Raw genomic sequence first — 26,302 nt, 5'->3', positions numbered from 1 at the left:
GGAGTCTGTCCCGTGATCACTTCCCGCCTGCGCACCCTGCGCGACCACATCCGTTGGGCTGTCAGCCGCTTTCATGGGGAGGATCTGTTTTTCGGCCATGGGACCGACAACGCCTGGGACGAAGCCCGCCAGTTGGTACTGGGTGCCTTGCACCTGCCGTGGGAAATAGCCGACAGCTATCTGGACTGCGCGCTGGAAGATGACGAACTGGTCAATCTGCAGCGTCTGCTCAAGCGGCGCATCGAAGAGCGCGTGCCGACCGCCTACCTGCTGGGCGAGGCCTGGTTCTGTGGCCTGTCGTTCATTGTCGACGAGCGTGTGCTGATCCCGCGTTCGCCGATCGGCGAGCTGATCGAAAAACGTTTCGAACCCTGGCTGGGTGCCGAGCCCGCGCGGATTCTCGACCTGTGCACCGGTTCCGGCTGCATCGGCATTGCCTGCGCCTACGAATTCCGCCATGCGGAAGTGGTGCTGGCCGACTTGTCGTTCGAAGCCCTCGAGGTGGCGAACCAGAACATCGAGCGCCATGGCGTCGATGAGCGGGTGTTCACGGTGCAGGGCGACGGTTTCGAGGGCTTGCCGGGCCAGCGTTTCGACCTGATCGTGTCGAATCCGCCGTATGTGGATGCCGAGGACTTCGCCGACATGCCCGAGGAGTACCAGCATGAACCGGAGCTGGGCCTGGCTTGTGGCGACGATGGCCTGAACCTGGTGCGGCGCATGCTGGCCGAGGCGGCCGATCATCTGACCGAGAAGGGCCTGTTGATCGTCGAGGTCGGCAACAGCCAGGTCCATGTTGAAGCCCTGTACCCGGAAGTCGACTTCGCCTGGCTGGACTTCGAGCGCGGCGGCCATGGCGTGTTCATGCTCACCGCCGAGCAGTGCCGGCAGCACCAGGCGTTGTTCAGCTCCCGGGTCTGATCGGCGTTTCTGTAGGAGCGAGCGGGCGGCGATCCGACTTGCCCGCGATCCAGGCACCGGGGTGTGCCTGGACGGACGCTATCGCGAGCAAGCTTCGCTCCTACAGGTATCCGCGTAAGTCTGGAATCAGCGGTGGGTCGCGATCCAGATCAGCAACCCGGCCTGGAACACCGCAAAGGCCACCAGGCAGGTGATGGTAAAGCGCAGTCCGGTGTCTTCGCGCTTGTACTTGGCAACCTTTTCTTCGTGCTTGCGCAGTTTGACTTCCTGCTCTTCGAGGTTCTGCTCGGCCTGTTGCAGCATCTGCGCGGCTTCGAGGATCTCGACGAATTGCAGTTTTTCGGTGTTCCAGTTGGCCAGCAGTTCGCCGACCTGCACATCCTTGACGCTGCCCTTGAGATGCTGGGCATCGGCGTAAACCACATCGAAACCCTGGACCCTCAGGAAATGATCGCGTCGCAGGCGCGTGGCCTCGTTCAGCGCATCCTTGTTCGCCAGTTCGAAACCGTCCACGCGGTAGTGCGGCCATTTCTTCTGCGCCCAGCTTGCGCCCTGCGCCAGCAGAAAGCGGCCGATGCCACGGTTCGCCGGCTCGATCTGCAGGTTTTCCGGCTCGAAGCGCACCCGCCGAGTCGCATGATCGACCCAGACATCCAGGTGATTCTGCTCCTTGCGCACCCGTTGGCCCGGCAACTGGAGGGTCATGCGCAACAGGCTGCGCTCCTTGTTGCTGCGCTCGGCATAACCGAACTCGATAAAGCGCAGCGGCCGTCCGCCCGTGGCGCGATCGGTTTGCAGCGGGGCCAGGCGAAGCATCCGGTGATGCTCGGCGTGGACATCCGCCCACGGCAACGCCACGGCTTCGGGAGCGGGGTTTTCAACCTCGGTTTCGGGAGGGTTCTGGGTATCGGTCATAACGGCGAGATCCTGTCCAAGCGCTACTTGCCGACGGCAAGTGAACGGCCGGCAAAGGCTTATCGGCCGTTTTTTTCAGGACTGGAGGGGAAAACGCGTCAACGGGCGTGAAGTCCGTCAATAAAACCGATGATGCGGCTGCCGAGTTCCGAGGCCAGGGGCAGTTGCGGGTCCTTGTAGGAGGCCAGTTGCCGCTTGACGTCGTTGGGCACGATGCGCAGCACATGGTTCATGCCCTCGATCAGCGCCAGCTGGGCATCCGGCTTGGCGACCTTGAGCATCCGCGCGTCGTCGACGCCGACCTGGATATCGTTGCTGCCCTGGATGATCAGGGCCGGCATTTTCAGGCGGGCGAACGCGGCGGCCGGGTCTTCTTTGAACAGGGTGATCAGGTACGGCTGCACGCTGGGGCGGAAGATCACTTCCAGCGGCGGCGGCACGTCGGTGTCGACCCGGCCGGCCTTGAGGCTGTCGAGCAGTTCGTTGCTGCGCAGCATCAGCGGCGCCGGCAGGCGATAGCTCAATTGCTGGCGCAGCACCTGGTCCACCGGGCGGGCGGTGCCGGAGATGGAAATCACTGCCGCTGCATCGACCTGGGGCGCCGCCAGGGTGGCGATCAGCGCGCCTTCGCTGTGGCCGAGCATGATCAACGGGCCCAGGCGCGGGTCGCTCTTGAGTTTTTTGCCCCAGGCCACGGCGTCGGCGACGTAGGCATCGAGGGTCAGGTTGCGTTCGTCCGGGGTGGCGGCAAGGCTCGCGGCCACGCCGCGCTTGTCGTAGCGCACGCTGGCGATGTTGTGCTTGGCCAGCACCCAGGCCAGGCGCTTGAGGCTGTCGTTGCGCCCGCCGTCGGGGTTGTTGCCATCGCGGTCGGTAGGGCCGGAGCCGGAGACGATCAGCACCACCGGCACCGGGGCGTCGGACTTGGGCAACAGCAGCGAGCCGTATAACTCGCCATTGCCAGTGTCCAGGCTGATGGGACGTTGCAGCACGGCCGCGTGGACCAGGCCGGTGAACAGGGTAAGGCTCAAGAGAAGAACTCGCAGCATCATCACGCCATCATGGAGAAGGTGCCGGTTGGACTTCCCGGCACGGATAAGGTTCGAGGATGAACTAGTTGGGTAGGCTGCGTATACTGGCGCGCTCAGTAATCCAGATTGAGTTATTTCGGCTGATTTCACGGAGCGTCCCGCATGTCTGGCAATACCTACGGCAAGCTGTTCACTGTCACCACCGCCGGCGAAAGCCATGGTCCGGCGTTGGTCGCCATTGTCGACGGCTGCCCACCGGGTCTTGAGCTGTCGCTGGACGATCTGCAGCGCGACCTGGACCGGCGCAAGCCCGGCACCAGCCGCCACACCACCCAGCGCCAGGAAGCCGATGAAGTCGAAATCCTCTCCGGCGTGTTCGAAGGCAAGACCACTGGCTGCTCCATCGGCCTGCTGATCCGCAATACCGACCAGAAGTCCAAGGACTACTCGGCGATCAAGGACCTGTTCCGCCCGGCCCACGCCGATTACACCTACCACCACAAATACGGCATCCGCGACTACCGCGGCGGCGGTCGCAGCTCGGCGCGGGAAACCGCCATGCGCGTGGCGGCCGGGGCCATCGCCAAGAAGTACCTGGCCAGCCAGGGCATCGTGGTGCGTGGCTACATGAGCCAGCTGGGCCCGATCGAAATCCCGTTCAAGACCTGGGACTCGGTGGAAGACAACGCCTTCTTCAGCCCCGACCCGGACAAGGTGCCGGAGCTGGAAGCCTACATGGACCAGCTGCGTCGCGATCAGGACTCGGTGGGGGCGAAGATCACCGTGGTCGCCGAGGGCGTGATGCCGGGTCTGGGCGAGCCGATCTTCGACCGCCTGGACGCCGAGCTGGCCCACGCGCTGATGAGCATCAACGCGGTCAAGGGCGTGGAGATCGGCGCCGGTTTCGCCAGCGTTGCCCAGCGTGGCACCGAGCATCGCGACGAGCTGACCCCGCAAGGTTTCCTCAGCAACAACGCTGGCGGCATCCTTGGCGGGATTTCCTCCGGCCAGCCGATCGTCGCGCACCTGGCGCTCAAGCCGACCTCCAGCATCACCACCCCGGGTCGCTCGATCGACATCGATGGCAACCCGGTGGACGTCATCACCAAGGGCCGTCACGACCCGTGCGTCGGCATCCGCGCCACGCCGATCGCCGAAGCCATGATGGCCATCGTGCTGATGGATCACCTGCTGCGTCATCGTGGCCAGAACGCCGACGTGCGCGTCAGCACGCCGGTGCTGGGCCAGTTGTAATGGCGTCCCTGCCAGTCGCCACGGTCTGACGGCCGTGGCGGCGCTCCCGTACTGGCGGCTCTCCAGTTTCTATCTGTTCTATTTCGCCTTGCTGGGTTCGACCGCGCCATTTCTGGCGCTGTATTTCGATCACCTGGGGTTTTCCAGCGCGCGCATCGGCGAGCTGGTGGCGATTCCCATGCTCATGCGCTGCGTGGCGCCGAATATCTGGGGCTGGCTCGGCGACTACACCGGCCAGCGCCTGGCCATTGTGCGTTTTGGCGCGATCTGCACGCTGCTGAGCTTTTCGCTGATTTTCGTCAGCAAGAGCTACGCCTGGCTGGCGATGGTCATGGCCTTGCATGCGTTCTTCTGGCACGCAGTGCTGCCGCAATTCGAAGTGATCACCCTGGCCCACCTGCAAGGCCAGACCGCCCGCTACAGCCAGATCCGCCTGTGGGGTTCGATTGGCTTCATTCTCACGGTGGTGGCGCTGGGGCGGCTGTTCGAGTGGCTGAGCCTGGATATCTACCCAGCGGCGCTGGTGTTGATCATGGCCGGCATCGTGCTCAGCAGCGCCTGGGTGCCCAATGCCCAGCCAGCGGCCCAGGGCAGTCGCCTGGCGGCTGGAGGCTTTCTTGGCCAGCTGCGCAGCCCCGGCGTGCTAGCCTTCTATGCCTGCGTGGCCTTGATGCAAATGAGCCACGGCCCCTACTACACCTTCCTGACCCTGCACTTGGAACACCTGGGTTACAGCCGCGGCTTGATCGGCCTGCTGTGGGCGTTGGGGGTGGTCGCCGAAGTGCTGATGTTCCTGGCGATGAGCTGGATTCTCTCGCGGTTTTCGGTGCGCCGGGTGCTGCTGGCGAGTTTCCTGCTGGCGGCCCTGCGCTGGCTGCTGCTGGGCGCCTTTGCCGAGCACCTGTGGGTGCTGTTGTTTGCCCAGGTGCTGCATGCCGCGACTTTCGGCAGCTTTCATGCCGCGGCCATTCATTTCGTGCAACGCAGCTTCGGTGACCGCCAGCAGGGCCAGGGCCAGGCTCTGTACGCGGCCCTGGCCGGCACCGGCGGCGCATTGGGCGCGCTGTATTCCGGCTACAGTTGGAACGCCCTGGGCGCGACATTGACCTTTAGTATTGCAAGCCTCGCAGCGCTGGCGGCAGCCGTTATCATTGCCACACGTATGCAAGAGGAGAGGCCATGAGCCTTAGCCGCGAACAGCTGGCACAGGACATCATCGAGGTCGGGCGCTTTCTACATGCCCGCGGCTGGTCGCCGGCCACCAGCAGCAACTATTCCACGCGCCTGTCGCCAAGCGCGCTATTGCTCACGGCTTCTGGCAAGCACAAAGGCCAGTTGGGCCTGGATGACGTGCTGGCCACCGACCTGGCGGGCAACAGTCTGGAACCGGGTAAAAAGCCGTCGGCCGAAACCCTGTTGCACACTCAGCTGTACCGCTGGAACCCGCAGATCGGCGCCGTGTTGCATACCCATTCGGTGAACGCCACGGTGCTGTCGCGCCTGACCGCCGAGGACTTTATCGAGTTCGAGGGTTACGAGCTGCAAAAGGCCTTTGCCGGCATTGCCAGCCACGAGTCGCGGGTGCGCGTGCCGATTTTCGACAACGATCAGGATATTGCCCGGCTGGCGAGCAAGGTCCAGCCCTGGCTCGACGCCCATGCCGATTGCGTCGGCTATCTGATTCGCGGTCATGGCCTCTACACCTGGGGGGCGCGCATGAGTGACGCGCAGCGCCAGATCGAGGCCTTCGAGTTCCTGTTCGAGTGTGAGTTGAAGACTCGCGCCCTGTTAAACCGTTAAGGCTTTCTTCGACTGAAGTAGCCACCGCCTGATGACATGCACCGCCTGACCGGCCTGGAAAGCCTGCGGGCACTGCCGATAACGAGGAATTGCCAAGATGAGCAGCCTGTCCGTTTACCACGTATCCAGCCCGGACCTGCCGAACAAGGTGCTGACCCATTTCGACGATATCGCCGCGACCCTGGCCGAGCAGGGCGTGCGTTTCGATCGTTGGCAAGCCGCCACCAGGATCCAGCCGGGCGCCAGCCAGGAGGAAGTGATAGGCGCCTATCAGGAGCAGATCGACCGCCTGATGACCGAACGCGGCTACATCACCGTCGATGTGATCAGCCTCAATAGCGATCACCCGCAGAAGGCCGAGCTGCGCGCCAAGTTCCTCGACGAACACCGGCATGCCGAGGACGAGGTGCGCTTTTTCGTCGCCGGTCGCGGTCTGTTCAATCTGCACATCGGTGATTACGTGTACGCCGTGCTGTGCGAGAAGAACGACCTGCTTTCGGTGCCGGCCGGTACCGCGCACTGGTTCGACATGGGCGAGAACCCGTACCTGGTGGCGATCCGCATGTTCAATAACCCGCAAGGTTGGGTCGCCAACTTCACCGGTTCCGATATCGCCAGCCAGTTCCCGCTTCTGGAGGATTGAGCGGATGCCGATCAAGGCCATTCTCACCGACATCGAAGGCACCACCAGCGCGGTGAGTTTTGTCTTCGAGGTGCTGTTCCCCTACGCGGTGCAGCAGCTGCCGGACTTCGTGCGCAAGCACGCCAACCGGGCCGATGTCGCCGAGCAGTTGCAGGCGGTGCGTGAGGCCCGCGGCGAGCCGGAGGCGGATGTCGAGCGGGTGATCGAGATCCTGCTGGGCTGGATCGCGGAAGATCGCAAGGCCACGCCACTCAAGGCCTTGCAAGGCATGGTCTGGGAACAGGGGTACCGGGCCGGGCAGCTCAAGGGCCATGTCTACCCGGATGCGGCGGCGGCGTTGCAGCACTGGCATCAGGCTGGTTATCGGTTGTACGTCTATTCGTCGGGCTCGATCCAGGCGCAGAAGCTGATTTTCGGTCGTTCCATTGCCGGGGACCTGACGCCGCTGTTCAGCGGTTTTTTCGACACCACCTCGGGGCCGAAGCGGGAAGCGCAGTCCTATCGGCGCATTACCCAGGCCATCGGTTGTGCGCCCGGGCAGATTCTCTTTCTGTCCGATATCGTCCAGGAGCTGGATGCGGCCCAGTCCGCCGGCCTGGCCACCTGCGGCCTGGTGCGCGAAGGCGGGGAACTGGCGGGGCATGCGAATGTGGCGAGCTTTGCCGATATCGATCCGCGGAGTTTCTGAAAGCAATCAGGCCGTGTCAGCGCAAGGCTGGCACGGCCTGAGTGGGGCTATCCGTCATATATCCGTTGACACCGCGAATCCACAGCGGTGCGGATTTAAAGCGAGTGATACGTCGGCAGGGCAAAACGGTTCTGGCTTTGCAGCAGGGAAATCTGCGGCAATTCGCTGGCCTGTTCGGCCAGGTCGCGACGCAACGCACTGATCACCCACGACAGCTGATCGCCCGCATGCAACTGTGCATAAGAGATCGAGCGCTTGAGCTGTTTACCTTCGCTGTTACGCAGCGTCAGCAGGATGCCGCCATCGGGCCGTGGCTGAGTGGTCACTTCGTAGTTGGAGAACAGGGAAGCGAATTTTTCTTGGATCAGGCTCATGTCTATCAGCTCCATTGGTTCTTGAATGGCAAACCTGGAGTGATAGGTGCAGCGATTGTGCCAGCCTCAATTTTTTAAAAAGTCTTTATAAATCATATTGTTATAAATATTCGTCATTTGTGTGTCCGTGCAATTTGCATGAATGGCCATCGTGCATCCTGCATTTTGCGAGATCGCAGGCGTGGGCGAGGGCCGGGGCGTAACGCTGTGACTGTCGGTTCACGTAAAAGATTCAACCGGCAAACCGGCCCTCAAGCGCGAGGCACCTGGCGGCGCGGGGGAGATACAAAACTTTGCAAAAACTCCGTGTACAGGCCAAGAAGCGCTGACGTATTTTTTTGCCAGCGACAGGCTGTACAAGTCAATCAGACGCTTCATCGACATGGACAGTCATGCGTCGTGATCCCTAGGGTCATGGGCGCCTGATAATAAGAAAATAGGACGTCATCCATGAACGCCATGCTCCGCATCACTGCCAATAGCGCGCCCCCTGTTTCTCTCCAGTTTGCCGTGGCGGCCCGCCCTCGGCCCCCAGCCGAATAGCCCCATCGACCCTTGTCTGCCTGCCGGTCTGGCCCGTGCAGGATCCTTTTGCGTCGAACAGGAGCCGTCATGAGCACTCGTCAGCACGACATGATCACCTGGGGCATGATGCTGCGAAAGTTGCCCTCCATCGCCCGGGCGTTGCCGCGGGTCATCAAGGGCATGCAGATAGCCAACGTCAAGCGTGCCGATCAGCCCTGCGGGCTGGGCTGGACCTTCGAGCAGGCCACGCAACGCAACCCTGACGGCCCGGCGCTGCTGTATGGCGACCGGGTGTTGAGTTATGCACAGGCCAACCAGTGGGCCAACCGGATCGCCCATTACCTGGCGAGCCAGGGCATCGGCAAGGGCGACGTGGTGGCGATCTTCGTCGAGAACCGTCCCGAGTTGCTGGTGAGCGTGCTGGCGGTGGCCAAGCTCGGCGGTATCTGCGCCATGCTCAACACCGCGCAGACCGGCAGTGTGCTGGTGCACAGCGTGAACCTGGTGAAGCCGGTGGCGATGATCGTCGGCGTCGAACTGCTGGATGCCTATTCGGCGATTCGCGACCAGGTCGCCATCGACGAGGCGCGTACCTGGTTCGTCGCCGACCCAGATGTGGCGCCCGGGCCAACGCCCGCCGGCTGCATCGACCTGATGGCCGCCAGCGCCGCCAGCGACTCGAGCAACCCCCCGAGCACCGCGCGGATCTACCTCGACGATCCGTGCTTCTATATCTACACCTCGGGCACCACCGGGCTGCCCAAGGCCGGCATTTTCAAGCATGGCCGCTGGATGCGCACCTCGGCCAGCTTCGGCATGATCGCCCTCGATATGCAGCCGGCCGACATCCTCTACTGCACCTTGCCGCTGTATCACGCCACCGGGCTGTGCGTGTGCTGGGGCTCGGCCATCAGCGGGGCCTCGGGGTTTGCCATTCGCCGCAAGTTCAGCGCCAGCCGGTTCTGGGAAGACGCCCGCCGGTTCAAGGCCACCACCATCGGCTATGTGGGCGAGCTGTGCCGTTACCTGATCGACCAGCCCGCCAGCGAGCACGACCGTGACAACAGCGTGGTGAAGATGGTCGGCAACGGCCTGCGCCCCGGCGTGTGGGGGGCGTTCAAACAGCGTTTCGGTGTAGAGCATATCTGTGAGTTGTATGCCGCCAGCGACGGCAATATCGGCTTTACCAACGTGCTCAACTTCGACAATACCGTGGGCTTCTCCCTGGCGCCCTGGGCGCTGGTGGAGTACGCCCACGACACCTGTGCGCCGATCCGCAACGGCTCGGGTTTCATGCAGAAGGTCGCCCGGGGCGGGCAGGGCTTGCTGCTGGCGAAGATCGACGACAAGGCGCCGCTGGACGGCTATACCGAGCCGGAAAAGAACCTGAAGGTGATCCTCACCGACGTGTTCGAGAAGGGAGATCGTTACTTCAATACCGGCGACCTGCTGCGCGATATCGGTTTTGGCCATGCGCAGTTCATCGATCGCCTGGGCGATACCTATCGCTGGAAGGGCGAAAACGTCTCCACCACCGAGGTGGAGAACATCCTCCTGCAACATCCGCAGGTCGCCGAGGCGGTGGCCTATGGCGTCGAGGTGCACAACACCAACGGTCGCGCCGGGATGGCGGCGATCACTCCGGCCGAGTCCCTGGCGACCCTGGATTTCACCGAGCTGTTGCAGTTCGCCCGCGAGCATCTGCCGGGCTACGCGGTGCCGCTGTTCCTGCGGGTCAAGGTGAAAATGGAGACCACCGGCACCTTCAAGTACCAGAAGACCCGGCTCAAGGAAGAAGCCTTCGACCCGTCGAAAACCGGTGGCGATCCGGTGTACGCCTGGTTGCCGGGATCGGCGACTTACGTCCAGGTGACGGAGGCGGTCCTGGCGGACATTTGCGCTGGCCGGCACCGTTATTGATTCTGGCTATGGCCGCTCTTGAGAAAAAAGGGATGACAGGGCAGGAGGCGCTTGGGGACACTAGCGGCTTTCCGATTGGCCGAAAGTGGAGTTCCCGATGTCAGACAAAAGCCGCCAGATGACCGCAGAAGAAGCCGCCGAGTTTACCGAGCAGGTCTTCAACGTCGCCCGTCAAGGCGACGCCCAGATGCTCGACAAGCTGGCGAGCAGCGGTCTGCCGGTCAACCTGCGCAATCACAAGGGCGACACCCTGCTGATGCTGGCCAGCTACTACGGGCATGTGGACGCGGTGCAGGTGCTGCTCAAGCACAAGGCCGACCCCGAGATTCGTAACGACAACGGCCAGAGCCCGATCGCCGGCGCGGCCTTCAAGGGCGACCTGGCAGTGGTCAAGGCGCTGGTGGAAGGCGGCGCCGAGGTGGAAGGTTCGTCCTTCGACGGGCGTACCGCGCTGATGATGGCGGCGATGTTCAACCGCACGGAAATCGTCGACTACCTGATCGGCAAGGGCGCCAACCCGCGGGCCACCGACGCCAACGGCGTGAGCGCACTGGACGCGGCGAAGACCATGGGCGCCGTCGACACCACCGCGCAGTTGCAGAAGTTGCTGGGCTGAGCTGAATGGCGCATGCCGCCGGGCCAAGGCCAGGCCTTGGTCGCGGCGGTAGGTTCGCGGGGCGGGTTTAGGCTATCCTGCGCGCCCGCCATTGACCCGTAACAGGATTCGCCCATGAAAACCGTCCTCGCCGAACTCATCACCAAAATCAGCTCCGGCTGCATGGGCGAAGAAGAAATCCTGCGGATCGCCGACGAGGCCGCCCAGGCCTACGCCGATCCCCAGGCCTTCCTGGCCGCCAATCCGGACATCAACTACGACGACAGCTTCCCGATCCCGCTGGGCGAATGGGTGGTGGTCGGCAGCCTGCCGGAAACCGTGCTGTTCCAGGCCGACACCTACATGGACCTGTTCGCGCAGATCGTCGCGTCTTTCGGCCCGGGCGTGGCGTTCAACATCAAGCCCAAGCAACTGGCCAAGACCGAGGCCCTGACCGCGCTCAACCGCATCCAGATCCAGATGGGCAGCATGAACCCGGAAAACGGCGGCTACGTGCTGATGAACTTCAGCCAGCTGCTGGACGACGAGCTGCAAGTGGTGCTGGTCTACGGCAACGACGTGCCGCGCGTGCTGGAGCTGTGCGCCGAAGCCGGCATCGCCGCCGCTCCGTCCCTGGAAGCGCTCAAGGTCGCGGTTCACGTCTGAGCTGCCGAGCCACGGACCTGACCGCGCGGGCGATAAAAAGGAACCCAGGCGCTGGCCGGCTATCCTAAGTGGGCAAGCCCTCACTTAGGAGCGACACCATGGGTTCCACCTTCAATACGCTGGTCGGCCTGATCATCCTCGCGCTGGACATCTGGGCGATCATCAATGTGCTAAAAAGCAGTGCCGAAACCGGGATGAAAATCCTCTGGGTGCTGCTGATCATCCTGTTGCCGGTTCTGGGCCTGATCATCTGGGCGATTGCCGGGCCGCGCGGTAACGTGAGGTTCTGAAGGCTGGCGCGGGTTCGAAAAGGGGCCGCCAGGCCCTTTTTTATGTGACCAAATATGCGCTGCACGAAATTTTCACAAAGTCTCCATGACAATTCGCCAGCGCTGTTTTTCCGCTACACCCCGTGCGATCTCCGGTTGCGATCCCTGACTCTGGCCATTGCCGGCCGGGTGAGGGCGCCTGCCAGTAATCAATGGCAATGCCGCTGCTGATCGTGCAACATTTGCGCACCGCGCCATCCCCCCAGCCCTGAATGGCTACAAGAGGGCAAAGCGCAGCTGCATTTTTTTCGCAACTTCAACTTCCATTGGGTCCTAAAACGATATGGCAAACCCGGACGCCCTGAGTCAGCAGCGAGCCTCGAGTCGCCTGCTGCAACCGACCGTCAAATCGCATCTGGCTTATACGCTGCTCTGCGCGCTGGCCATGATGGTCATGCTGTCCTTGCTGCGCGTGGCGCTGCTGGTCTACAACCGCGAGATGATCCTCGACACACCGGCCTCGACCTTCCTTGAAGCCTTCGCCAACGGCCTGCGCTTCGACGTGCGCCTGGTGGTCTACCTCAGCATCCCGCTGCTGCTGGCCCTGTTCAGTGCCCGGGCCATGGCGGCTCGCGGTTTCTTCCGCTTCTGGCTGACCATCGTTTCGAGCATCGCGCTGTTCCTCGGCCTGATGGAAATGGACTTCTACCGCGAGTTCCACCAGCGCCTCAACGGCCTGGTCTTCCAGTATGTGAAGGAAGACCCGAAAACCGTGATGAGCATGCTCTGGTACGGCTTCCCGGTGGTGCGCTACCTGCTGGCCTGGGCGCTCGGCACCTGGCTGCTGAGCCTGGCGTTCAAGGGCGCCGACCGCGCGACCCGGCCACGCGGCCCGTTCAGCGGCGGCAGCATCGGCACCCGGCAGGTCGCCCCGTGGTACGCCCGTATCGGCGTATTCGTGGTCTGCCTGCTGGTCTGCGTGGTCGCCGCCCGCGGCACCCTGCGCCAGGGCCCGCCACTGCGCTGGGGTGACGTCTACACCACCGAATCGAACTTCGCCAACCAGCTGGGCCTCAACGGCACGCTGTCGCTGGTCGAAGCGGCCAAGAGCCGGATGGGCGAAGACCGCAGCAATATCTGGAAAGCCACCCTGCCGCAGCCCGAGGCGCAGCAAGTGGTGCGCGACCTGCTGGTGATGCCGGACGACAAGCTGGTGGACGCCGATATCGCCGCCGTGCGCCGCGACTACACGCCACCGGCCGACAAGACCCTGCCGATCAAGAACGTGGTCGTGATCCTGATGGAAAGCATGGCCGGTCACTCGGTGGGCGCCCTGGGCGCTCCGGGCAACATCACCCCCTACCTGGACCAACTGTCCAAGGAAGGCCTGCTGTTCGACCGCTTCTTCTCCAACGGCACCCATACCCACCAGGGCATGTTCGCCACCATGGCCTGCTTCCCCAACCTGCCGGGTTTCGAATACCTGATGCAGACCCCGGAAGGCAGCCACAAGCTGTCCGGCCTGCCGCAGGTGCTGAGCGCCCGCAAGTATGACGACGTGTACGTCTACAACGGCGATTTCGCCTGGGACAACCAGTCGGGCTTCTTCAGCAACCAGGGCATGACCAACTTCGTCGGTCGCAACGACTTCGTCGATCCGGTGTTCTCCGATCCGACCTGGGGCGTGTCCGACCAGGACATGTTCAACCGTGGCCTGGAAGAGCTGAAGGCACGGGAAAACGGCAAGCCGTTCTATGCCCTGCTGCAGACCCTGTCCAACCACACCCCGTACGCCTTGCCGACGCCGTTGCCGGTGGAGAAGGTGACCGACCGTGGCAGCCTGAACGAACACCTGACCGCCATGCGTTATTCCGACTGGGCCCTGGGCCAGTTCTTCGAGAAGGCGCGCAAGGAGCCGTACTTCAAGGAGACGCTGTTCGTGATCGTGGGTGACCACGGTTTCGGTAACGAGCGCCAGATCACCGAAATGGACCTGGGCCGCTTCAACGTGCCGATGCTGATGATCGCCCCGGGCATCCAGGAGAAATTCGGCCAGCGCAACCACACCGTGGGTACCCAGGTCGATATCGTGCCGACCATTATGGGCCGCCTGGGTGGCGAAGTGCGTCACCAGTGCTGGGGCCGCGACCTGCTCAACCTGCCGCAGGGCGATACCGGCTTTGGCGTGATCAAGCCGTCGGGCAGCGAGCAGACCACCGCCATCGTCACCGCCGACCAGATCCTGGTACTGCCGCGCGAGAAGGAAATGGCGCCGAAGATCTACCAGTACGAACTGGGTGCCAATCCCCATGCCGAAGTCGTGCCGGACGCACCGCGTACCGCCGAGTTGAAGCACAAGCTCGAAGCCTTCCTGCAAACCGCTACCAAGAGCCTGCTGGATAACACCGCAGGCGTGGTGCACGGCACGCCGGACTGATTCATCGCGCGAATGAAAAGAGGCCCTCGGGCCTCTTTTTTTTCGACGGTTGAACAGTACCGAGCTTGAACGAGCGATGCCTATATCCGGCCCAGTAGCACGAGAATCAGCAACACCACCAGGACCACACCGATGATGCCGGATGGGCCATAACCCCAGCTTCTGGAGTGCGGGAACACTGGAAGACCACCGATCAGCAGAAGAATCAGAATAATGATCAGGATTGTGCCCATGTCGTTGTCCTTATTGGATGATCGAAGGCGCGGCTGGATTCAAGGCAATTAATCCGCACCGCTTAATCATTCCGACTCTGGGCTTTCAAGGATGATTCCAAGTTTTCTTAATGCTTTTTGCACGCAGGACTATTTCCTTTCGTATCTGCTGCCGGTGGCCATCGAGTTGAACGTGCAATGCCCTGGAAGTCGCACCGAGGCCCCGGTTTGCCTGGGGCATTCAGCAATCTGATGGTGCGTGGGCGGCACAAAATCCTTCGCTACACTCGCCTCATCTCTCCCGGAACAACAAGGCAACTCCTATGCAAAATCGCATGATGATCACTGGCGCCGGATCCGGCCTGGGTCGCGAAATCGCTCTGCGCTGGGCGCGCGAAGGCTGGCAGTTGGCCTTGTCGGATGTCAGCGAGCCCGGCCTGCAGGAAACCCTCAGGCTGGTGCGCGAAGCCGGCGGCGACGGCTTCGTGCAACGTTGCGACGTGCGTGACTACAGCCAGTTGACAGCCTTCGCCCAGGCCTGCGAGGTCAAGCTCGGCGGCATCGATGTGATCGTCAATAACGCCGGCGTGGCGTCCGGCGGTTTCTTCAGCGAGTTGTCCCTGGAAGACTGGGACTGGCAGATCGCGATCAACCTGATGGGCGTGGTCAAGGGTTGCAAGGCGTTCCTGCCGCTGCTGGAAAAGAGCAAGGGCCGGATCATCAATATCGCCTCGATGGCGGCCTTGATGCAGGGCCCGGCCATGAGCAACTACAACGTGGCCAAGGCCGGTGTGGTGGCTCTCTCCGAAAGCCTGCTGATCGAGCTGGCCCAGCAGGAAATCGGCGTGCACGTGGTATGCCCGTCGTTCTTCCAGACCAACCTGCTGGATTCGTTCCGCGGCCCGACCCCGGCGATGAAGGCCCAGGTCGGCAAGCTGCTGGAAAGCTCGCCGATCAGCGCGGCGGACATCGCCGATTACATCTACACCCAGGTCGCCGCCGGCGAATTCATGATCCTGCCCCATGAACAGGGGCGCATGGCCTGGGCCCTGAAGCAGAAGAACCCGCAACTGCTGTACGACGAAATGACCCTCATGGCCGACAAGATGCGCGCCAAGGCCAAGCAAAACGCCAGCTGAGCTTGCCGCTGACCCTGTGCGTCGTTAGGGTTGCCAGCATCTGGCATCCCTGACGAGACCTTGCATGCTCAATTACCTGTGGTTCTTCCTCGCCGCGCTGTTCGAGATCGCCGGCTGCTACGCCTTCTGGATGTGGCTGCGCCAGGGCAAAAGCGCCTGGTGGATGGTCCCGGCGCTGGCGAGCCTGATGCTCTTCGCCCTGTTGCTGACCAAGATCGAAGCGAGCTACGCCGGCCGCGCCTATGCGGCGTACGGCGGGATCTACATCATCGCCTCGATCGGCTGGCTGGGCATGGTGGAGCGGGTGCGGCCGCTGAGCTCGGACTGGCTCGGGGTGGCGCTGTGCGTGATCGGCGCGAGCATCATTCTGTTCGGGCCGCGCTTTACCAACGGTTGAGGGGCTGGCCGGGTTTTGGGCGCCGCCATGGCATTCGCTCCCGGCCGAAGATCAGTCGAACAATTCCTTGGGCACGTCGTGCTTGAGCATCAACTGGCACTGCTCGCTGTCCGGATCGAACACGATCACCGCCTGGCCCTTGGTCAGCGCCTGGCGCACGCGCAGGACGCGGGTTTCCAGCGGGGTGTCGTCGCCATTGTCGGTGCCGTCGCGGGTGACGAAGTCTTCGATCAGGCGGGTCAGGGTGTCGACTTCCAGTTGGTCATGGGGAATCAGCATAGGGGCCTCCGGCAAACAATCCCGGATCCTACTGCGCCGGGCCCCGCGCGGCTAGGCAAACCTCGCGCGGGGCCCGGCTTTTCACTTCAGGGCTTATCACCTCAGGACTTTTGCCCCACCAGGCTGTCCACCGACGGCACCCGGGTGTCGCTTTCCATTTGCGTGTCGTGCTCCAGCTGATGACTGAAGCGGTCCAGGGAGCCCTGGGCCGGCTGCGCGTCGCTGGCGAACACCGGCGGGCTGAGGATGTAGGCGCCCAGCAGCCGACTGAGGGCCGCCAGGCTGTCGATATGGGTGCGTTCATAGCCGTGGGTAGCGTCGCAACCGAAGGCCAGCAGGGCGGTGCGGATGTCGTGGCCGGCGGTGACCGCCGAGTGGGCATCGCTGAAGTAGTAGCGGAACAGGTCGCGGCGCACCGGCAGCTCGTGCTCGGTGGCCAGGCGCAGCAGGTGCCGCGACAGGTGATAGTCGTAAGGCCCGCCGGAGTCCTGCATGGCCACGCTCACCGCGTGCTCGCTGGAGTGCTGGCCGGGGGCGACCGGGGCGATGTCGATGCCGACGAATTCGCTGACGTCCCAGGGCAGGGCCGCCGCCGCGCCGCTGCCGGTTTCTTCGGTGATGGTGAACAGCGGATGGCAGTCGATCATCAGCGGCTCACCGCTGTCGACTATGGCCTTGAGCGCGGCCAGCAACGCGGCGACCCCGGCCTTGTCGTCGAGGTGGCGGGCGCTGATATGGCCGCTTTCGGTGAATTCCGGCAAGGGGTCGAACGCGACGAAATCGCCGACACCGATGCCCAGCGACTCGCAGTCGGCGCGGGTGGTGCAGTAGGCGTCCAGGCGCAATTCGATGTGGTCCCAGCTGATGGGCATCTCGTCCACCGCGGTGTTGAAGGCATGCCCGGAGGCCATTAGCGGCAGCACGCTGCCGCGCACTACGCCGTTGTCGGTGAACAGGCTGACCCGGCTGCCCTCGGCGAACCGGCTGGACCAGCAGCCCACCGGGGCCAGGGTCAGGCGGCCGTTGTCTTTCACCGCGCGCACGCTGGCGCCGATGGTGTCCAAGTGCGCCGAGACGGCGCGGTCCGGGCTGTTCTTCTGGCCCTTGAGGGTGGCGCGAATGGTGCCGCGGCGAGTCAGTTCGAAGGGAATACCCAGTTCCTCCAGGCGCTCGGCCACGTAACGCACGATGGTGTCGGTGAAGCCGGTGGGGCTGGGAATGGCGAGCATTTCCAGGAGGACTTTCTGCAGGTAGTTGAGGTCCGGTTCGGGAATCGGTCGGGTCATGGAAACTCCTGGTGAAGTGGAGCCAGTGGGTGCGTCATCGCGGGCAAGCCTCGCTCCTACATGAATATCTGTGCCTGTAGGAGCGAGGCTTGCCCGCGATGAGGCCGGTACTGTCTGCACATGGCTTTCAAATCGCCGGCTGACTGTGGGGAAACAGCAGGTCGACGAACCTTTCGGCCGTCGGCTGCGGCTCATGGTTGGCCAGGCCGGCGCGCTCGTTGGCCTCGATGAACGCGTACTGCGGCTGGTCGGCCGCCGGCACCATCAGGTCGAGGCCGACCATGGGGATATCCAGCGCCCGCGCCGCACGGATCGCCGCGTCCACCAGCTGCGGATGGAGAATCGCGGTGACATCCTCCAGGGTGCCGCCGGTATGCAGGTTGGCGGTGCGCCGCACGAACAGCCGTTCGCCGGCCGCCAGGATGCTGTCGTAGCCATGCCCGGCGGCCTGCAGGGCGCGCTGGGTTTCTTGGTCCAGGGGGATCTTGCTTTCGCCGCCGGTGGCGGCCTGGCGACGCCGGCTTTGTGCCTCGATCAGCTCTCTGATGGAATGCTGGCCATCGCCGATCACCTCGGCCGGCCGGCGAATGGCCGCGGCGACCACCTCGAAGCCGATCACCAGAATGCGCAGGTCCAGACCCTCGTGGAAGCTCTCGAGCAACACCCGGCTGTCGAACCGCCGAGCGTTGTCGATCGCCTGTTGCAGCTCTTCGATGGTACGCAGATCCACGGCCACACCCTGGCCTTGTTCCCCGTCGAGTGGCTTGACCACCACCCGTTCATGCTCGTCGAGAAACGCCAGGTTGTCGTCGGCGTTGCCCGCGAGTTGTTGCGCCGGCAGGTTCAGCCCGGCCTGTTTCAGCACCTTGTGGGTCAGGCTCTTGTCCTGGCACAGGCTCATGCTGATGGCGCTGGTCAGATCGCTCAGGGATTCGCGGCAGCGCACCCGGCGGCCGCCATGGCTGAGGGTGAACATCCCGGCTTCGGCGTCGTCGACCTGCACGTCGATGCCGCGACGATGGGCTTCCTCGACAATGATCCGCGCATAGGGGTTGAACGCTGCCTCGGGCCCGGGGCCGAGGAACAGCGGCTGGTTGATGCCGTTCTTGCGCTTGATGGCGAAGGTGGAGAGGGTGCGAAAACCCAGCTTGGCGTAGAGGCTCTTGGCCTGGCGATTGTCGTGCAGTACCGACAGGTCGAGGTAACTCAGGCCGCGGCTCATGAAGTGTTCGATCAGGTGCCGGACCAGCACTTCGCCGACCCCCGGGCGGGTGCAATGCGGGTCCACCGCCAGGCACCACAGGCTGCTGCCGTGCTCCGGATCGTGGAAGGCCTTCTGGTGATCCAGGCCCATGACGCTGCCGATCACCGCGCCGCTGTCTTCGTCTTCGGCCAGCCAGTACACCGGCCCGCCGGCATGGCGCGGGGTCAGCAGATTCTGGTCGACCGGCAGCATGTTGCGGGCCAGGTACAGCTGGTTGATGGCCTGCCAGTCCGCCGCGCTCTGCGCCCGGCGGATGCGGAAGCCGCGAAACACCCGGGTGGCCTGGCGGTAGTCGCTGAACCACAGGCGCAGGGTGTCCGACGGGTCGAGGAACAACTGGGTCGGCTCCAGGCCGAGAATCTGCTGCGGCGCGGCGACATACAAGGCGATGTCGCGTTCGCCGGGGTGTTCGTTGAGCAGCTCCTCGGCCAGGCTCGTCGGGTCGGGAAAGGTATGGCCGATCAGCAGCCGGCCCCAGCCGCAGTGCACGGCGATGGGGGCGGTGCCGAGGGCGCTGCGGTCTTCGGCGAAACGCGCCTGCAGACGCTCGTAGGAGGGCGCCTGACCGCGCAGCAAGCGTTGGCTGTAAGCCGTGGCGTGGAGTTTCATGGGTCAGATTCCTTGTTCGCTGAGCCACAGGTTCAGCGCGGCCAGTTGCCACAGCTTGGAACCGCGCAACGGCGTCAGTTGGCCTTGTGGGTCGGTCAGCAGGCGGTCGAGCATCGCCGGGTTGAACAGGCCGCGGTCCTGGCTTGGGTCGAGCAGCAGCTCACGCACCCAGTCCAGGGTGTCGCCCTGCAGGTGCTTGAGGCCGGGCACCGGGAAGTAGCCTTTCTTGCGGTCGATCACCGCGCTGGGGATCACCAGGCGCGCGGCTTCCTTGAGCACCTGCTTGCCGCCATCGGGCAGCTTGAACTTGGCGGGTACTCGCGCCGACAGCTCCACCAGCCGGTAGTCGAGGAACGGCGTGCGCGCCTCCAGGCCCCAGGCCATGGTCATGTTATCCACACGCTTGACCGGGTCGTCGACCAGCATCACCGTGCTGTCCAGGCGCAGTGCCTTATCCACAGGCGCGGTGGCGCCAGGCTGGGCGAAGTGCTCACGGACGAAATCGCCGGCGGCGTCGTTGGCGGTCAGCCACTGCGCTTGCACGGTGGCCGCGTAGTCGTCGTAGCTGCGGTCGAAGAACGCCTCGCGGTAGGCCGCGTAAGGGTCGCTGGCGCCATCCACCTGCGGATACCAGTGGTAACCGGCGAACAGCTCGTCGGCGCCCTGGCCGCTCTGCACCACCTTGCAATGCCTGGCGACTTCCCGCGACAGCAGGTAGAAGGCGATGCAATCGTGGCTGACCATGGGTTCGCTCATGGCGCGGAACGCCGCCGGCAGCTGTTCGATGATCTCGCGCTCGTCGATGCGCAACTGATGGTGATCGGTGCCGTAGTGCTGGGCGATCAGGTCCGAATACTGGAACTCGTCGCCGCGTTCGCCCCCGGCATCCTGGAAGCCGATGGAGAAGGTCGACAGGTTATCCACACCCACTTCGCGCAGCAGGCCGACCAGCAGGCTCGAATCGACGCCGCCGGACAGCAGCACGCCGACATCCACCGCCGCCCGTTGACGGATCGCCACGGCTTCGCGAGTGCTGTCGAGCACGCGGTCGCGCCAGTCTTCCAGGCTCAGCCCGGCTTCATCGGCGCGCGGGCCGTAGGGCAGGGTCCACCAGGTTTGCTGCTCGGTGCGGCCGTCGGCTTCGATGCGCATCCAGGTGGCCGGCGGCAGTTTCTCGATGCCCGCCAACAGGGTGCGCGGCGCGGGCACCACGGCATGGAAGTTCAGGTAATGGTTGAGCGCCACCGGGTCGAGCAGCGGGTTGATGTCGCCACCCTTGAGCAGCGCCGGCAAGGCCGAGGCGAAACGCAGGCGCTGGCCGGTGCGCGACAGGTACAGCGGCTTGACGCCCAGGCGGTCGCGGGCGATGAACAGGCGCTTGGCGTCACGTTCCCAGATGGCGAAGGCGAACATGCCATTGAGCCGCGGCAGCAGCTCGGTGCCCCAGGCGTGATAACCCTTGAGCAGCACCTCGGTGTCGCCGCCGGAGTAAAAGGCGTAGCCCAGGATTTCCAGCTCGGCGCGCAGTTCGGGGAAGTTGTAGATCGCGCCGTTGAAGGCCAGGGACAGGCCCAACTGGTTGTCGATCATCGGCTGGGCCGAGCCGTCCGACAGGTCCATGATTTTCAGGCGTCGGTGGCCCAGGGCTATCGGGCCCTGGCTATGGAAGCCCCAGGCATCGGGACCACGAGGGGCGAGGTGGTGGGTGATTCGTTCAACCGCTGCCAGGTCGGCGGGTTGATGATCAAAACGTAGTTCTCCAGCTAATCCGCACATAAGTCCTTACCGGTTTTTCCGTTGGGGAGGGGGGAATCGCGACCGGCCAGAAACGGCAGGTACCCGGAAACTGACCCAGGTGAAACCCTGGAGTTTTAGACCGATGGGTTATAAGCGGCGGGGTGCTAGTGCGTTGCGGGCCGAGGTAAAGGCCTTGATCTGCCTGGAGTTTTGCCGCGCGGGCAGGGCCCGTGGGCGTTTGCGCGGCGATGGCGAAGCGATGCCAGGGCGCCTGGCATCGCGGTTCGCTTTCATGGCTTGCCGCGAATCAACCGACGCAAGGCAAAGCGATTGGGGTGACAGGCTTCGGCCACGCTGCGCGGCAGGGGCAGCGGTTCGTTGTCCAGCCAGGCGGCCAGCAACTCGCCCGACAGTGGCGCGGTGATCAGCCCGCGCGAGCCGTGGCCGCTGTTGATATACAGGCCGTCCAGCCAGGGGCAGGGCAGGTCCGGGACCTGGCGCGCATCCTTGCCCAGCACCGCGTAGACCTCGGCGAACGCCGCCTGGTCCGCCAGGGGACCGACGATCGGCAGATAGTCCGGGCTGGTGCAACGGAAGGCGGCCCGTCCTTCGAGGGTTTCCGCTTGCAGGCGGTCGGCTTCCAGGCGTTCCACCAGGTCCTGGGAGATCTCTTCGAGCATCTGCAGGTTGCCCGCGTGCTCGGCGGCGGTGGGCGTCAGGTCTTCGCTCTTGAAGTCGAAACTGGCGCCCAGGGTGTGTTCGCCCAGGCGCGCGGGGGCGACATAGCCTTCGGCGCACACCACCGTGGCCAGGTCCTGGCTGCGCGCGGTCTGCGGCAGGCGGGTGATCTGCCCGCGGATGCGCTTGAGCGGCAGCTCGGCGCTCGGCGGGAAGCGCTTGATCTCGGCGGCGCCGGCGAGGATCACCACCTCGGCACTGGCCAGCAGCCGCTCGCCGTCCCAGGCCTGCCACTGGCCATCGACCCGGCGCAATTCCAGTACATCGTGATGGGGCAGCAGGCGAATCCGTGGGTGCGCGGCTTGCCATTGGCACAGGGCCGGCGGGTGCACCCAGCCGCCTTCCGGGTAGAACAGCCCGCCGTGGGCCAGGCCGATGCCGGCCTGGGCCTGGGCCTGGGGCTGGTCCAGTTGATGCAACAGGTCCGTCGGGAAGGCGGCCGCCAACTGCGCCTGGCGCTCGGCTTCCTTGGCGTTGAAGGCCAGTTGCAGCACGCCGCAGCTGTCCCAGTCGACGCCCCGTTGCAGCTGTTCGAGCAGGCGCCGGGTGTAGCCGAAACCGCTGAGAATCATCTGCGACAGGGCGGTGCCGTGGGCCGAGAGTTTCAGGTACAGCACGCCCTGCGGGTTGCCCGAGGCTTCCTGGGCCAGTTGCCCGTGGCGCTCCAGCAGGCTGACCCGCCAACCCCGCGCGGCGAGGCTGGCGGCGCTGGCGCAACCGGCCAGGCCGGCGCCGATCACCAGGGCGTGTTTGTCCTGGATCCGTTGAGTGGGGCGGGCGAACCAGGGTTTGCTGGCGGCAGGCAGCGGCGTGTCTTCGGGCCAGCCGAGAAACTCGCCGCGCAGCACTTCCCACTTGTGGCCAATGCCCGGGGTGCGTTTCATCTTGAAGCCCGCGGCATTCAGCAGGCGGCGCACCCAGCCGGTGCTGGTGAAGGTGCTGATGCTCGAACCCGGAGCGGCCAGGCGCGCCAGTTCGGCGAACAGCTCGGCGGTCCACATCTCGGGGTTTTTCGCCGGGGCGAAGCCATCGAGGAACCAGGCGTCGACCTGCCCGTCGAGTTGCGGCAACTGCTCCAGGGCATCGCCGATCAGCAGGGTCAGGGTAACGCGGCCCTCGTCCAGCACCAGGCGTTGAAAGCCCTGATGCACGGCGACATAGGCGCGCAACAGGCGCTCGGCCAGGGGCGCCAGCTCCGGCCACAGGGCCAGGGCGCGCTGCAGGTCGGCTGGCGTCAGCGGGAATTTTTCCACGCTGACGAAATGCAGGCGTGCGCTGGGGTTGGCCTGTTGCTCGAACAACTGCCAGGCGCAGAGGAAATTCAGGCCGGTGCCGAAGCCGGTCTCGCCGATGACGAAGCGGCCACTGGGCGGCAACGCGGCAAAACGCTCGCGCAGGCGGTTCTGTTCGAGAAACACATGGCGGGTTTCATCCAGGCCTGAGTCGGTGGAGAAATACACGTCGTCGAAAACCCGCGAACGCGGGCGGCCCTGGTCGTCCCAGTCGAGTTGGGCATGGGACTGGGCATGGGGCTGGGTGTGGGACAGTTCAGCGGTCATGTTCGGCTCGGTAACGGCAAGGCGACCATTCTAGCCGATCGACACAGGGGGTAATGATCCACGGCAATGGCTGGCATCTTCCCTGCCGACAAATCAGGTGTCGATCCGCTAGTCTTGCTCCATCTTGCCAGGGAGTCGCTCATGTTCGAATCAGCCGAAATCGGTCACGCCATCGACAAAAAAACCTTTGACGCCGAAGTCCCGGCCCTGCGCGAAGCCCTGCTGGAAGCCCAGTTCGAGCTGAAGCAGAAAGCCCGTTTTCCGGTGATCGTATTGATCAACGGCATCGAAGGCGCCGGCAAGGGCGAGACGGTGAAACTGCTCAACGAGTGGATGGACCCACGCCTGATCGAGGTCCGCACCTTCGACCAGCAGACCGACGAAGAGCTGGCGAGGCCACCGGCCTGGCGCTACTGGCGGATGCTCCCGGCCAAGGGACGCATGGGCGTGTTTTTCGGCAACTGGTACAGCCAGATGCTCCAGGGACGGGTGCACGAGCTGTTCAAGGACGGCCGTTTCGACCAGGCCATCGCCGGCGCCGAACGCCTGGAGAAAATGCTGTGCGACGAAGGCGCGCTGATCTTCAAGTTCTGGTTCCACCTGTCCAAGAAACAGATGAAGGCCCGCCTCAAGTCGCTGCAGGACGACCCGTTGCACAGCTGGCGCATCAGCCCGCTGGACTGGCAGCAGTCGGAGACCTACGACAAGTTCGTCAAATATGGCGAGCGGGTGTTGCGTCGCACCAGCCGCGACTACGCGCCCTGGCATGTGATCGAAGGCGTGGACCCGCATTACCGCAGCCTGGCGGTGGGCAAGATTCTCCTCGAGGGCCTGCAGAGCGCGCTCAACCGGCCCGCGGTCGAAGCCGAGCCCCATGTGGCGCCGTTGGCCGAGGCGGTCGACAAGCTGACCCTGCTCGACAGCCTGGACATGAGCCAGCAACTGGACAAGGACGACTACGAGGAACAATTGATTACCGAGCAGGCGCGCCTGGCCGGCCTGCTGCGTGACAAGCGCATGCGCAAGCACGCGCTGGTGGCGGTTTTCGAGGGCAACGACGCCGCCGGTAAGGGCGGGGCGATCCGCCGGGTAGCGGCGGCGCTGGACCCGCGCCAGTACAGCATTGTGCCGATTGCCGCACCGACCGAGGACGAGCGTGCCCAGCCTTATCTGTGGCGCTTCTGGCGGCATATTCCGGCGCGGGGCAAGTTCACCGTGTTCGACCGTTCCTGGTATGGCCGGGTGCTGGTGGAGCGGGTCGAGGGCTTTTGCAGCCCGGCGGACTGGCTGCGCGCCTATGGCGAGATCAACGACTTCGAGGAGCAGCTCGAGGACGCCGGGGTGATAGTGGTCAAGTTCTGGCTGGCGATCGACAAGCAGACCCAGCTGGAGCGTTTCCAGGCCCGCGAAGAGATCCCGTTCAAGCGTTTCAAGATCACCGAGGACGACTGGCGCAACCGCGACAAATGGGATGCCTACCGCGCCGCCGTCGGCGACATGGTCGACCGCACCAGCACCGAGGTCGCGGCCTGGACCCTGGTGGAGGCCAACGACAAGCGCTGGGCCCGGGTCAAGGTGCTGCGCACCCTCAATCGCGCGCTGGAAGAGGCATTCGACAAGTCCGAGAAAAGGGACAAGAAAGGCAAGAAGAACAAGAAATAACCGTCGCCGGCGATGAGCGGGTCAAGGCACGGGCCCGGCGGCGCGATGGTTTTGCATATGCCGGATGAATGATCGTCGCGGTCGGGCAAGGGCTGGATTTATGCTCGACCCACTCACAACCGACAACAACAATGAGGTATGCCATGCGTGAAGTGGTGATCGTCGATAGCGTGCGGACCGGCCTGGCCAAGTCCTTTCGCGGCAAGTTCAACCAGACCCGTCCGGATGACATGGCCGCCCATTGCGTCAATGCGCTGCTGACCCGCAACGGTATCGACCCGGCCAGCGTCGAGGACTGCATCGTCGGCGCCGGTTCCAACGAAGGCGCCCAGGGCTACAACATCGGGCGCAACGTCGCGGTGCTGTCCCGCCTGGGCACCGGTACCGCGGGCATGACCCTCAACCGTTTCTGTTCTTCCGGCCTGCAGGCGATCGCCATCGCGGCCAACCAGATCGCGTCCGGTTGCAGCGACATCATTGTCGCCGGCGGCGTCGAGTCCATCAGCCTGACGATGAAAAGCGTCAACACCGACAACCTGATCAACCCGCTGCTCAAGGAGCAGGTGCCGGGCATCTATTTCCCCATGGGCCAGACCGCCGAGGTGGTCGCCCGGCGTTACAACGTGAGCCGTGAGGAGCAGGACCTGTACGCCCTGCAAAGCCAGCAGCGCACCGCGGCAGCCCAGGCGGCCGGGCTGTTCGACGACGAGATCGTGGCGATGGCGGTGAAGTACCGGGTCGAGGACAAGAACAGCGGCCAGGTGCAGATCCTCGACGGCGTGGTCGATCGTGACGACTGCAACCGCCCGGACACTACCCTGGAAAACCTGGCCGGCTTGAAACCGGTGTTCGCCGAAGACGGTTCGGTGACCGCGGGTAACTCCTCGCAGCTGTCCGATGGTGCGTCCATGACCCTGGTCATGAGCCTGGAGCGGGCCCTGGCGCTGGGGCTCAAGCCCAAGGCGTTCTTCCGCGGTTTCACCGTGGCCGGCTGCGAGCCGGACGAAATGGGCATCGGCCCGGTGTTCTCGGTGCCCAAGCTGCTCAAGGCCAAGGGCCTGCAAGTGGATGACATCGACCTCTGGGAGTTGAACGAGGCCTTCGCGTCGCAATGCCTGTACAGCCGCAACCGGCTGCAGATCGACAACGCCAGGTACAACGTCAACGGTGGCTCGATCTCCATCGGCCACCCGTTCGGCATGACCGGTTCGCGCCAGGTCGGCCACCTGGTGCGCGAACTGCAACGGCGCAACCTGCGCTACGGCATCGTCACCATGTGCGTCGGCGGCGGCATGGGCGCGACCGGGTTGTTCGAAGCGGTGCGCTAAGTCCGTCAGGCGGGGGCGGATATGTCTGCCTTACGAACCTATCGCGGGCAAGCC

The 26,302-nt window shown here is 64.2% G+C and carries 24 protein-coding genes; 15 read left to right on the top strand and 9 right to left on the bottom strand.

Going from position 1 to position 26,302, the window contains the following annotated elements; all coding sequences use genetic code 11:
- Positions 1–12: 12 nt before the first annotated feature.
- On the top strand, positions 13–921 hold the full coding sequence (prmB, locus tag PVZ78_RS26745; RefSeq protein WP_009050201.1) for a 50S ribosomal protein L3 N(5)-glutamine methyltransferase: 909 nt from the start codon (positions 13–15) through the stop codon (positions 919–921).
- A 126-nt stretch (positions 922–1,047) separates the two neighbouring features.
- Here the strand turns inward: prmB and PVZ78_RS26740 are convergent, their stop codons facing one another.
- Both PVZ78_RS26740 and PVZ78_RS26735 read right to left on the bottom strand, forming a co-directional pair.
- Positions 1,048–1,836, bottom strand: a complete 789-nt coding sequence (locus PVZ78_RS26740; RefSeq protein WP_041987628.1) for a hypothetical protein — start codon at positions 1,834–1,836, stop codon at positions 1,048–1,050.
- 98 nt (positions 1,837–1,934) lie between these two features.
- A complete protein-coding gene (locus tag PVZ78_RS26735; protein ID WP_009050199.1) occupies positions 1,935–2,888 on the bottom strand; it encodes an alpha/beta hydrolase in 954 nt (317 codons plus the stop codon).
- A gap of 141 nt (positions 2,889–3,029) precedes the next feature.
- On the opposite strand from PVZ78_RS26735, the gene aroC reads away from it, so the two are divergent.
- The 5 genes from aroC (at position 3,030) to mtnC (ending at position 7,252) form a co-directional block, all read left to right on the top strand.
- Positions 3,030–4,121 (top strand): chorismate synthase, encoded by a 1,092-nt coding sequence (aroC, locus tag PVZ78_RS26730; protein WP_007932265.1) that lies wholly within the window; start codon positions 3,030–3,032, stop codon positions 4,119–4,121.
- A 34-nt stretch (positions 4,122–4,155) separates the two neighbouring features.
- The gene (locus tag PVZ78_RS26725; RefSeq protein ID WP_273829569.1) at positions 4,156–5,304 is read left to right on the top strand and encodes an MFS transporter; all 1,149 of its coding nucleotides are present in this window, start codon (positions 4,156–4,158) and stop codon (positions 5,302–5,304) included.
- Complete coding sequence (locus tag PVZ78_RS26720; protein WP_124301960.1) at positions 5,301–5,921, top strand: methylthioribulose 1-phosphate dehydratase; 621 nt, start codon at positions 5,301–5,303, stop codon at positions 5,919–5,921. Before PVZ78_RS26725 ends, PVZ78_RS26720 begins: the two co-directional genes overlap by 4 nt.
- 97 nt (positions 5,922–6,018) lie before the next feature.
- Positions 6,019–6,564 (top strand): 1,2-dihydroxy-3-keto-5-methylthiopentene dioxygenase, encoded by a 546-nt coding sequence (locus tag PVZ78_RS26715; RefSeq protein ID WP_053269685.1) that lies wholly within the window; start codon positions 6,019–6,021, stop codon positions 6,562–6,564.
- Between the two features lie 4 nt (positions 6,565–6,568).
- Positions 6,569–7,252, top strand: a complete 684-nt coding sequence (gene mtnC, locus PVZ78_RS26710) for an acireductone synthase (RefSeq protein ID WP_016704386.1) — start codon at positions 6,569–6,571, stop codon at positions 7,250–7,252.
- 95 nt (positions 7,253–7,347) lie between these two features.
- Here mtnC and PVZ78_RS26705 read toward each other — a convergent pair whose 3' ends face one another.
- Entirely contained in the window at positions 7,348–7,626 is a 279-nt protein-coding gene (locus PVZ78_RS26705; protein ID WP_016704385.1) for a DUF3509 domain-containing protein, read from the bottom strand.
- Between the two features lie 612 nt (positions 7,627–8,238).
- Between PVZ78_RS26705 and PVZ78_RS26700 the strand changes: the two genes are divergently transcribed.
- The 5 genes from PVZ78_RS26700 (at position 8,239) to PVZ78_RS26680 (ending at position 14,038) form a co-directional block, all read left to right on the top strand.
- Entirely contained in the window at positions 8,239–10,071 is a 1,833-nt protein-coding gene (locus PVZ78_RS26700; protein WP_124301959.1) for a long-chain-acyl-CoA synthetase, read from the top strand.
- Between the two features lie 97 nt (positions 10,072–10,168).
- Positions 10,169–10,687 carry an ankyrin repeat domain-containing protein gene (locus PVZ78_RS26695; protein ID WP_009045037.1) on the top strand — a complete coding sequence of 173 codons (519 nt, stop codon included), beginning with the start codon at positions 10,169–10,171 and terminating at the stop codon, positions 10,685–10,687.
- 114 nt (positions 10,688–10,801) lie between these two features.
- A complete protein-coding gene (locus PVZ78_RS26690; RefSeq protein WP_009050191.1) occupies positions 10,802–11,332 on the top strand; it encodes a hypothetical protein in 531 nt (176 codons plus the stop codon).
- A 98-nt stretch (positions 11,333–11,430) separates the two neighbouring features.
- The gene (locus PVZ78_RS26685) at positions 11,431–11,622 is read left to right on the top strand and encodes a PLDc N-terminal domain-containing protein (RefSeq protein ID WP_009050190.1); all 192 of its coding nucleotides are present in this window, start codon (positions 11,431–11,433) and stop codon (positions 11,620–11,622) included.
- 322 nt (positions 11,623–11,944) lie between these two features.
- Positions 11,945–14,038 carry an LTA synthase family protein gene (locus tag PVZ78_RS26680; RefSeq protein WP_009050189.1) on the top strand — a complete coding sequence of 698 codons (2,094 nt, stop codon included), beginning with the start codon at positions 11,945–11,947 and terminating at the stop codon, positions 14,036–14,038.
- Positions 14,039–14,118: 80 nt separating this feature from the next.
- Here PVZ78_RS26680 and PVZ78_RS26675 read toward each other — a convergent pair whose 3' ends face one another.
- Positions 14,119–14,271, bottom strand: a complete 153-nt coding sequence (locus tag PVZ78_RS26675; RefSeq protein ID WP_009045034.1) for a DUF3309 family protein — start codon at positions 14,269–14,271, stop codon at positions 14,119–14,121.
- A 302-nt stretch (positions 14,272–14,573) separates the two neighbouring features.
- On the opposite strand from PVZ78_RS26675, the gene PVZ78_RS26670 reads away from it, so the two are divergent.
- Together PVZ78_RS26670 and PVZ78_RS26665 are read left to right on the top strand one after the other, a co-directional pair.
- Positions 14,574–15,389 carry an SDR family oxidoreductase gene (locus tag PVZ78_RS26670; protein ID WP_009045033.1) on the top strand — a complete coding sequence of 272 codons (816 nt, stop codon included), beginning with the start codon at positions 14,574–14,576 and terminating at the stop codon, positions 15,387–15,389.
- Between the two features lie 64 nt (positions 15,390–15,453).
- The gene (locus PVZ78_RS26665; RefSeq protein WP_007932246.1) at positions 15,454–15,786 is read left to right on the top strand and encodes a YnfA family protein; all 333 of its coding nucleotides are present in this window, start codon (positions 15,454–15,456) and stop codon (positions 15,784–15,786) included.
- A gap of 51 nt (positions 15,787–15,837) precedes the next feature.
- On the opposite strand, the gene PVZ78_RS26660 is transcribed toward PVZ78_RS26665, so the two are convergent.
- From PVZ78_RS26660 to mnmC, 5 genes are all read right to left on the bottom strand, one after another.
- A complete protein-coding gene (locus PVZ78_RS26660; RefSeq protein ID WP_007932245.1) occupies positions 15,838–16,065 on the bottom strand; it encodes a YheU family protein in 228 nt (75 codons plus the stop codon).
- Positions 16,066–16,166: 101 nt separating this feature from the next.
- The gene (locus tag PVZ78_RS26655) at positions 16,167–17,351 is read right to left on the bottom strand and encodes an osmoprotectant NAGGN system M42 family peptidase (protein ID WP_273829568.1); all 1,185 of its coding nucleotides are present in this window, start codon (positions 17,349–17,351) and stop codon (positions 16,167–16,169) included.
- 127 nt (positions 17,352–17,478) lie between these two features.
- Positions 17,479–19,224, bottom strand: coding sequence for an N-acetylglutaminylglutamine synthetase (ngg, locus tag PVZ78_RS26650; protein WP_273829567.1), 1,746 nt, complete (start codon positions 19,222–19,224; stop codon positions 17,479–17,481).
- A 3-nt stretch (positions 19,225–19,227) separates the two neighbouring features.
- Positions 19,228–21,000, bottom strand: a complete 1,773-nt coding sequence (locus PVZ78_RS26645) for an N-acetylglutaminylglutamine amidotransferase (RefSeq protein ID WP_273829566.1) — start codon at positions 20,998–21,000, stop codon at positions 19,228–19,230.
- A 251-nt stretch (positions 21,001–21,251) separates the two neighbouring features.
- The gene (mnmC, locus tag PVZ78_RS26640; protein ID WP_273829565.1) at positions 21,252–23,258 is read right to left on the bottom strand and encodes a bifunctional tRNA (5-methylaminomethyl-2-thiouridine)(34)-methyltransferase MnmD/FAD-dependent 5-carboxymethylaminomethyl-2-thiouridine(34) oxidoreductase MnmC; all 2,007 of its coding nucleotides are present in this window, start codon (positions 23,256–23,258) and stop codon (positions 21,252–21,254) included.
- A gap of 141 nt (positions 23,259–23,399) precedes the next feature.
- On the opposite strand from mnmC, the gene pap reads away from it, so the two are divergent.
- Together pap and PVZ78_RS26630 are read left to right on the top strand one after the other, a co-directional pair.
- Entirely contained in the window at positions 23,400–24,920 is a 1,521-nt protein-coding gene (pap, locus tag PVZ78_RS26635) for a polyphosphate:AMP phosphotransferase (RefSeq protein ID WP_009050182.1), read from the top strand.
- A gap of 143 nt (positions 24,921–25,063) precedes the next feature.
- Positions 25,064–26,248 carry a thiolase family protein gene (locus PVZ78_RS26630; protein WP_009050181.1) on the top strand — a complete coding sequence of 395 codons (1,185 nt, stop codon included), beginning with the start codon at positions 25,064–25,066 and terminating at the stop codon, positions 26,246–26,248.
- Positions 26,249–26,302: the final 54 nt, after the last annotated feature.

The sequence above is a fragment of the Pseudomonas sp. SBT1-2 genome (assembly GCF_028640875.1).
Lineage (GTDB): Bacteria > Pseudomonadota > Gammaproteobacteria > Pseudomonadales > Pseudomonadaceae > Aquipseudomonas > Aquipseudomonas chlororaphis_I.
This window is presented reverse-complemented; position numbering and strand designations above follow the sequence as displayed.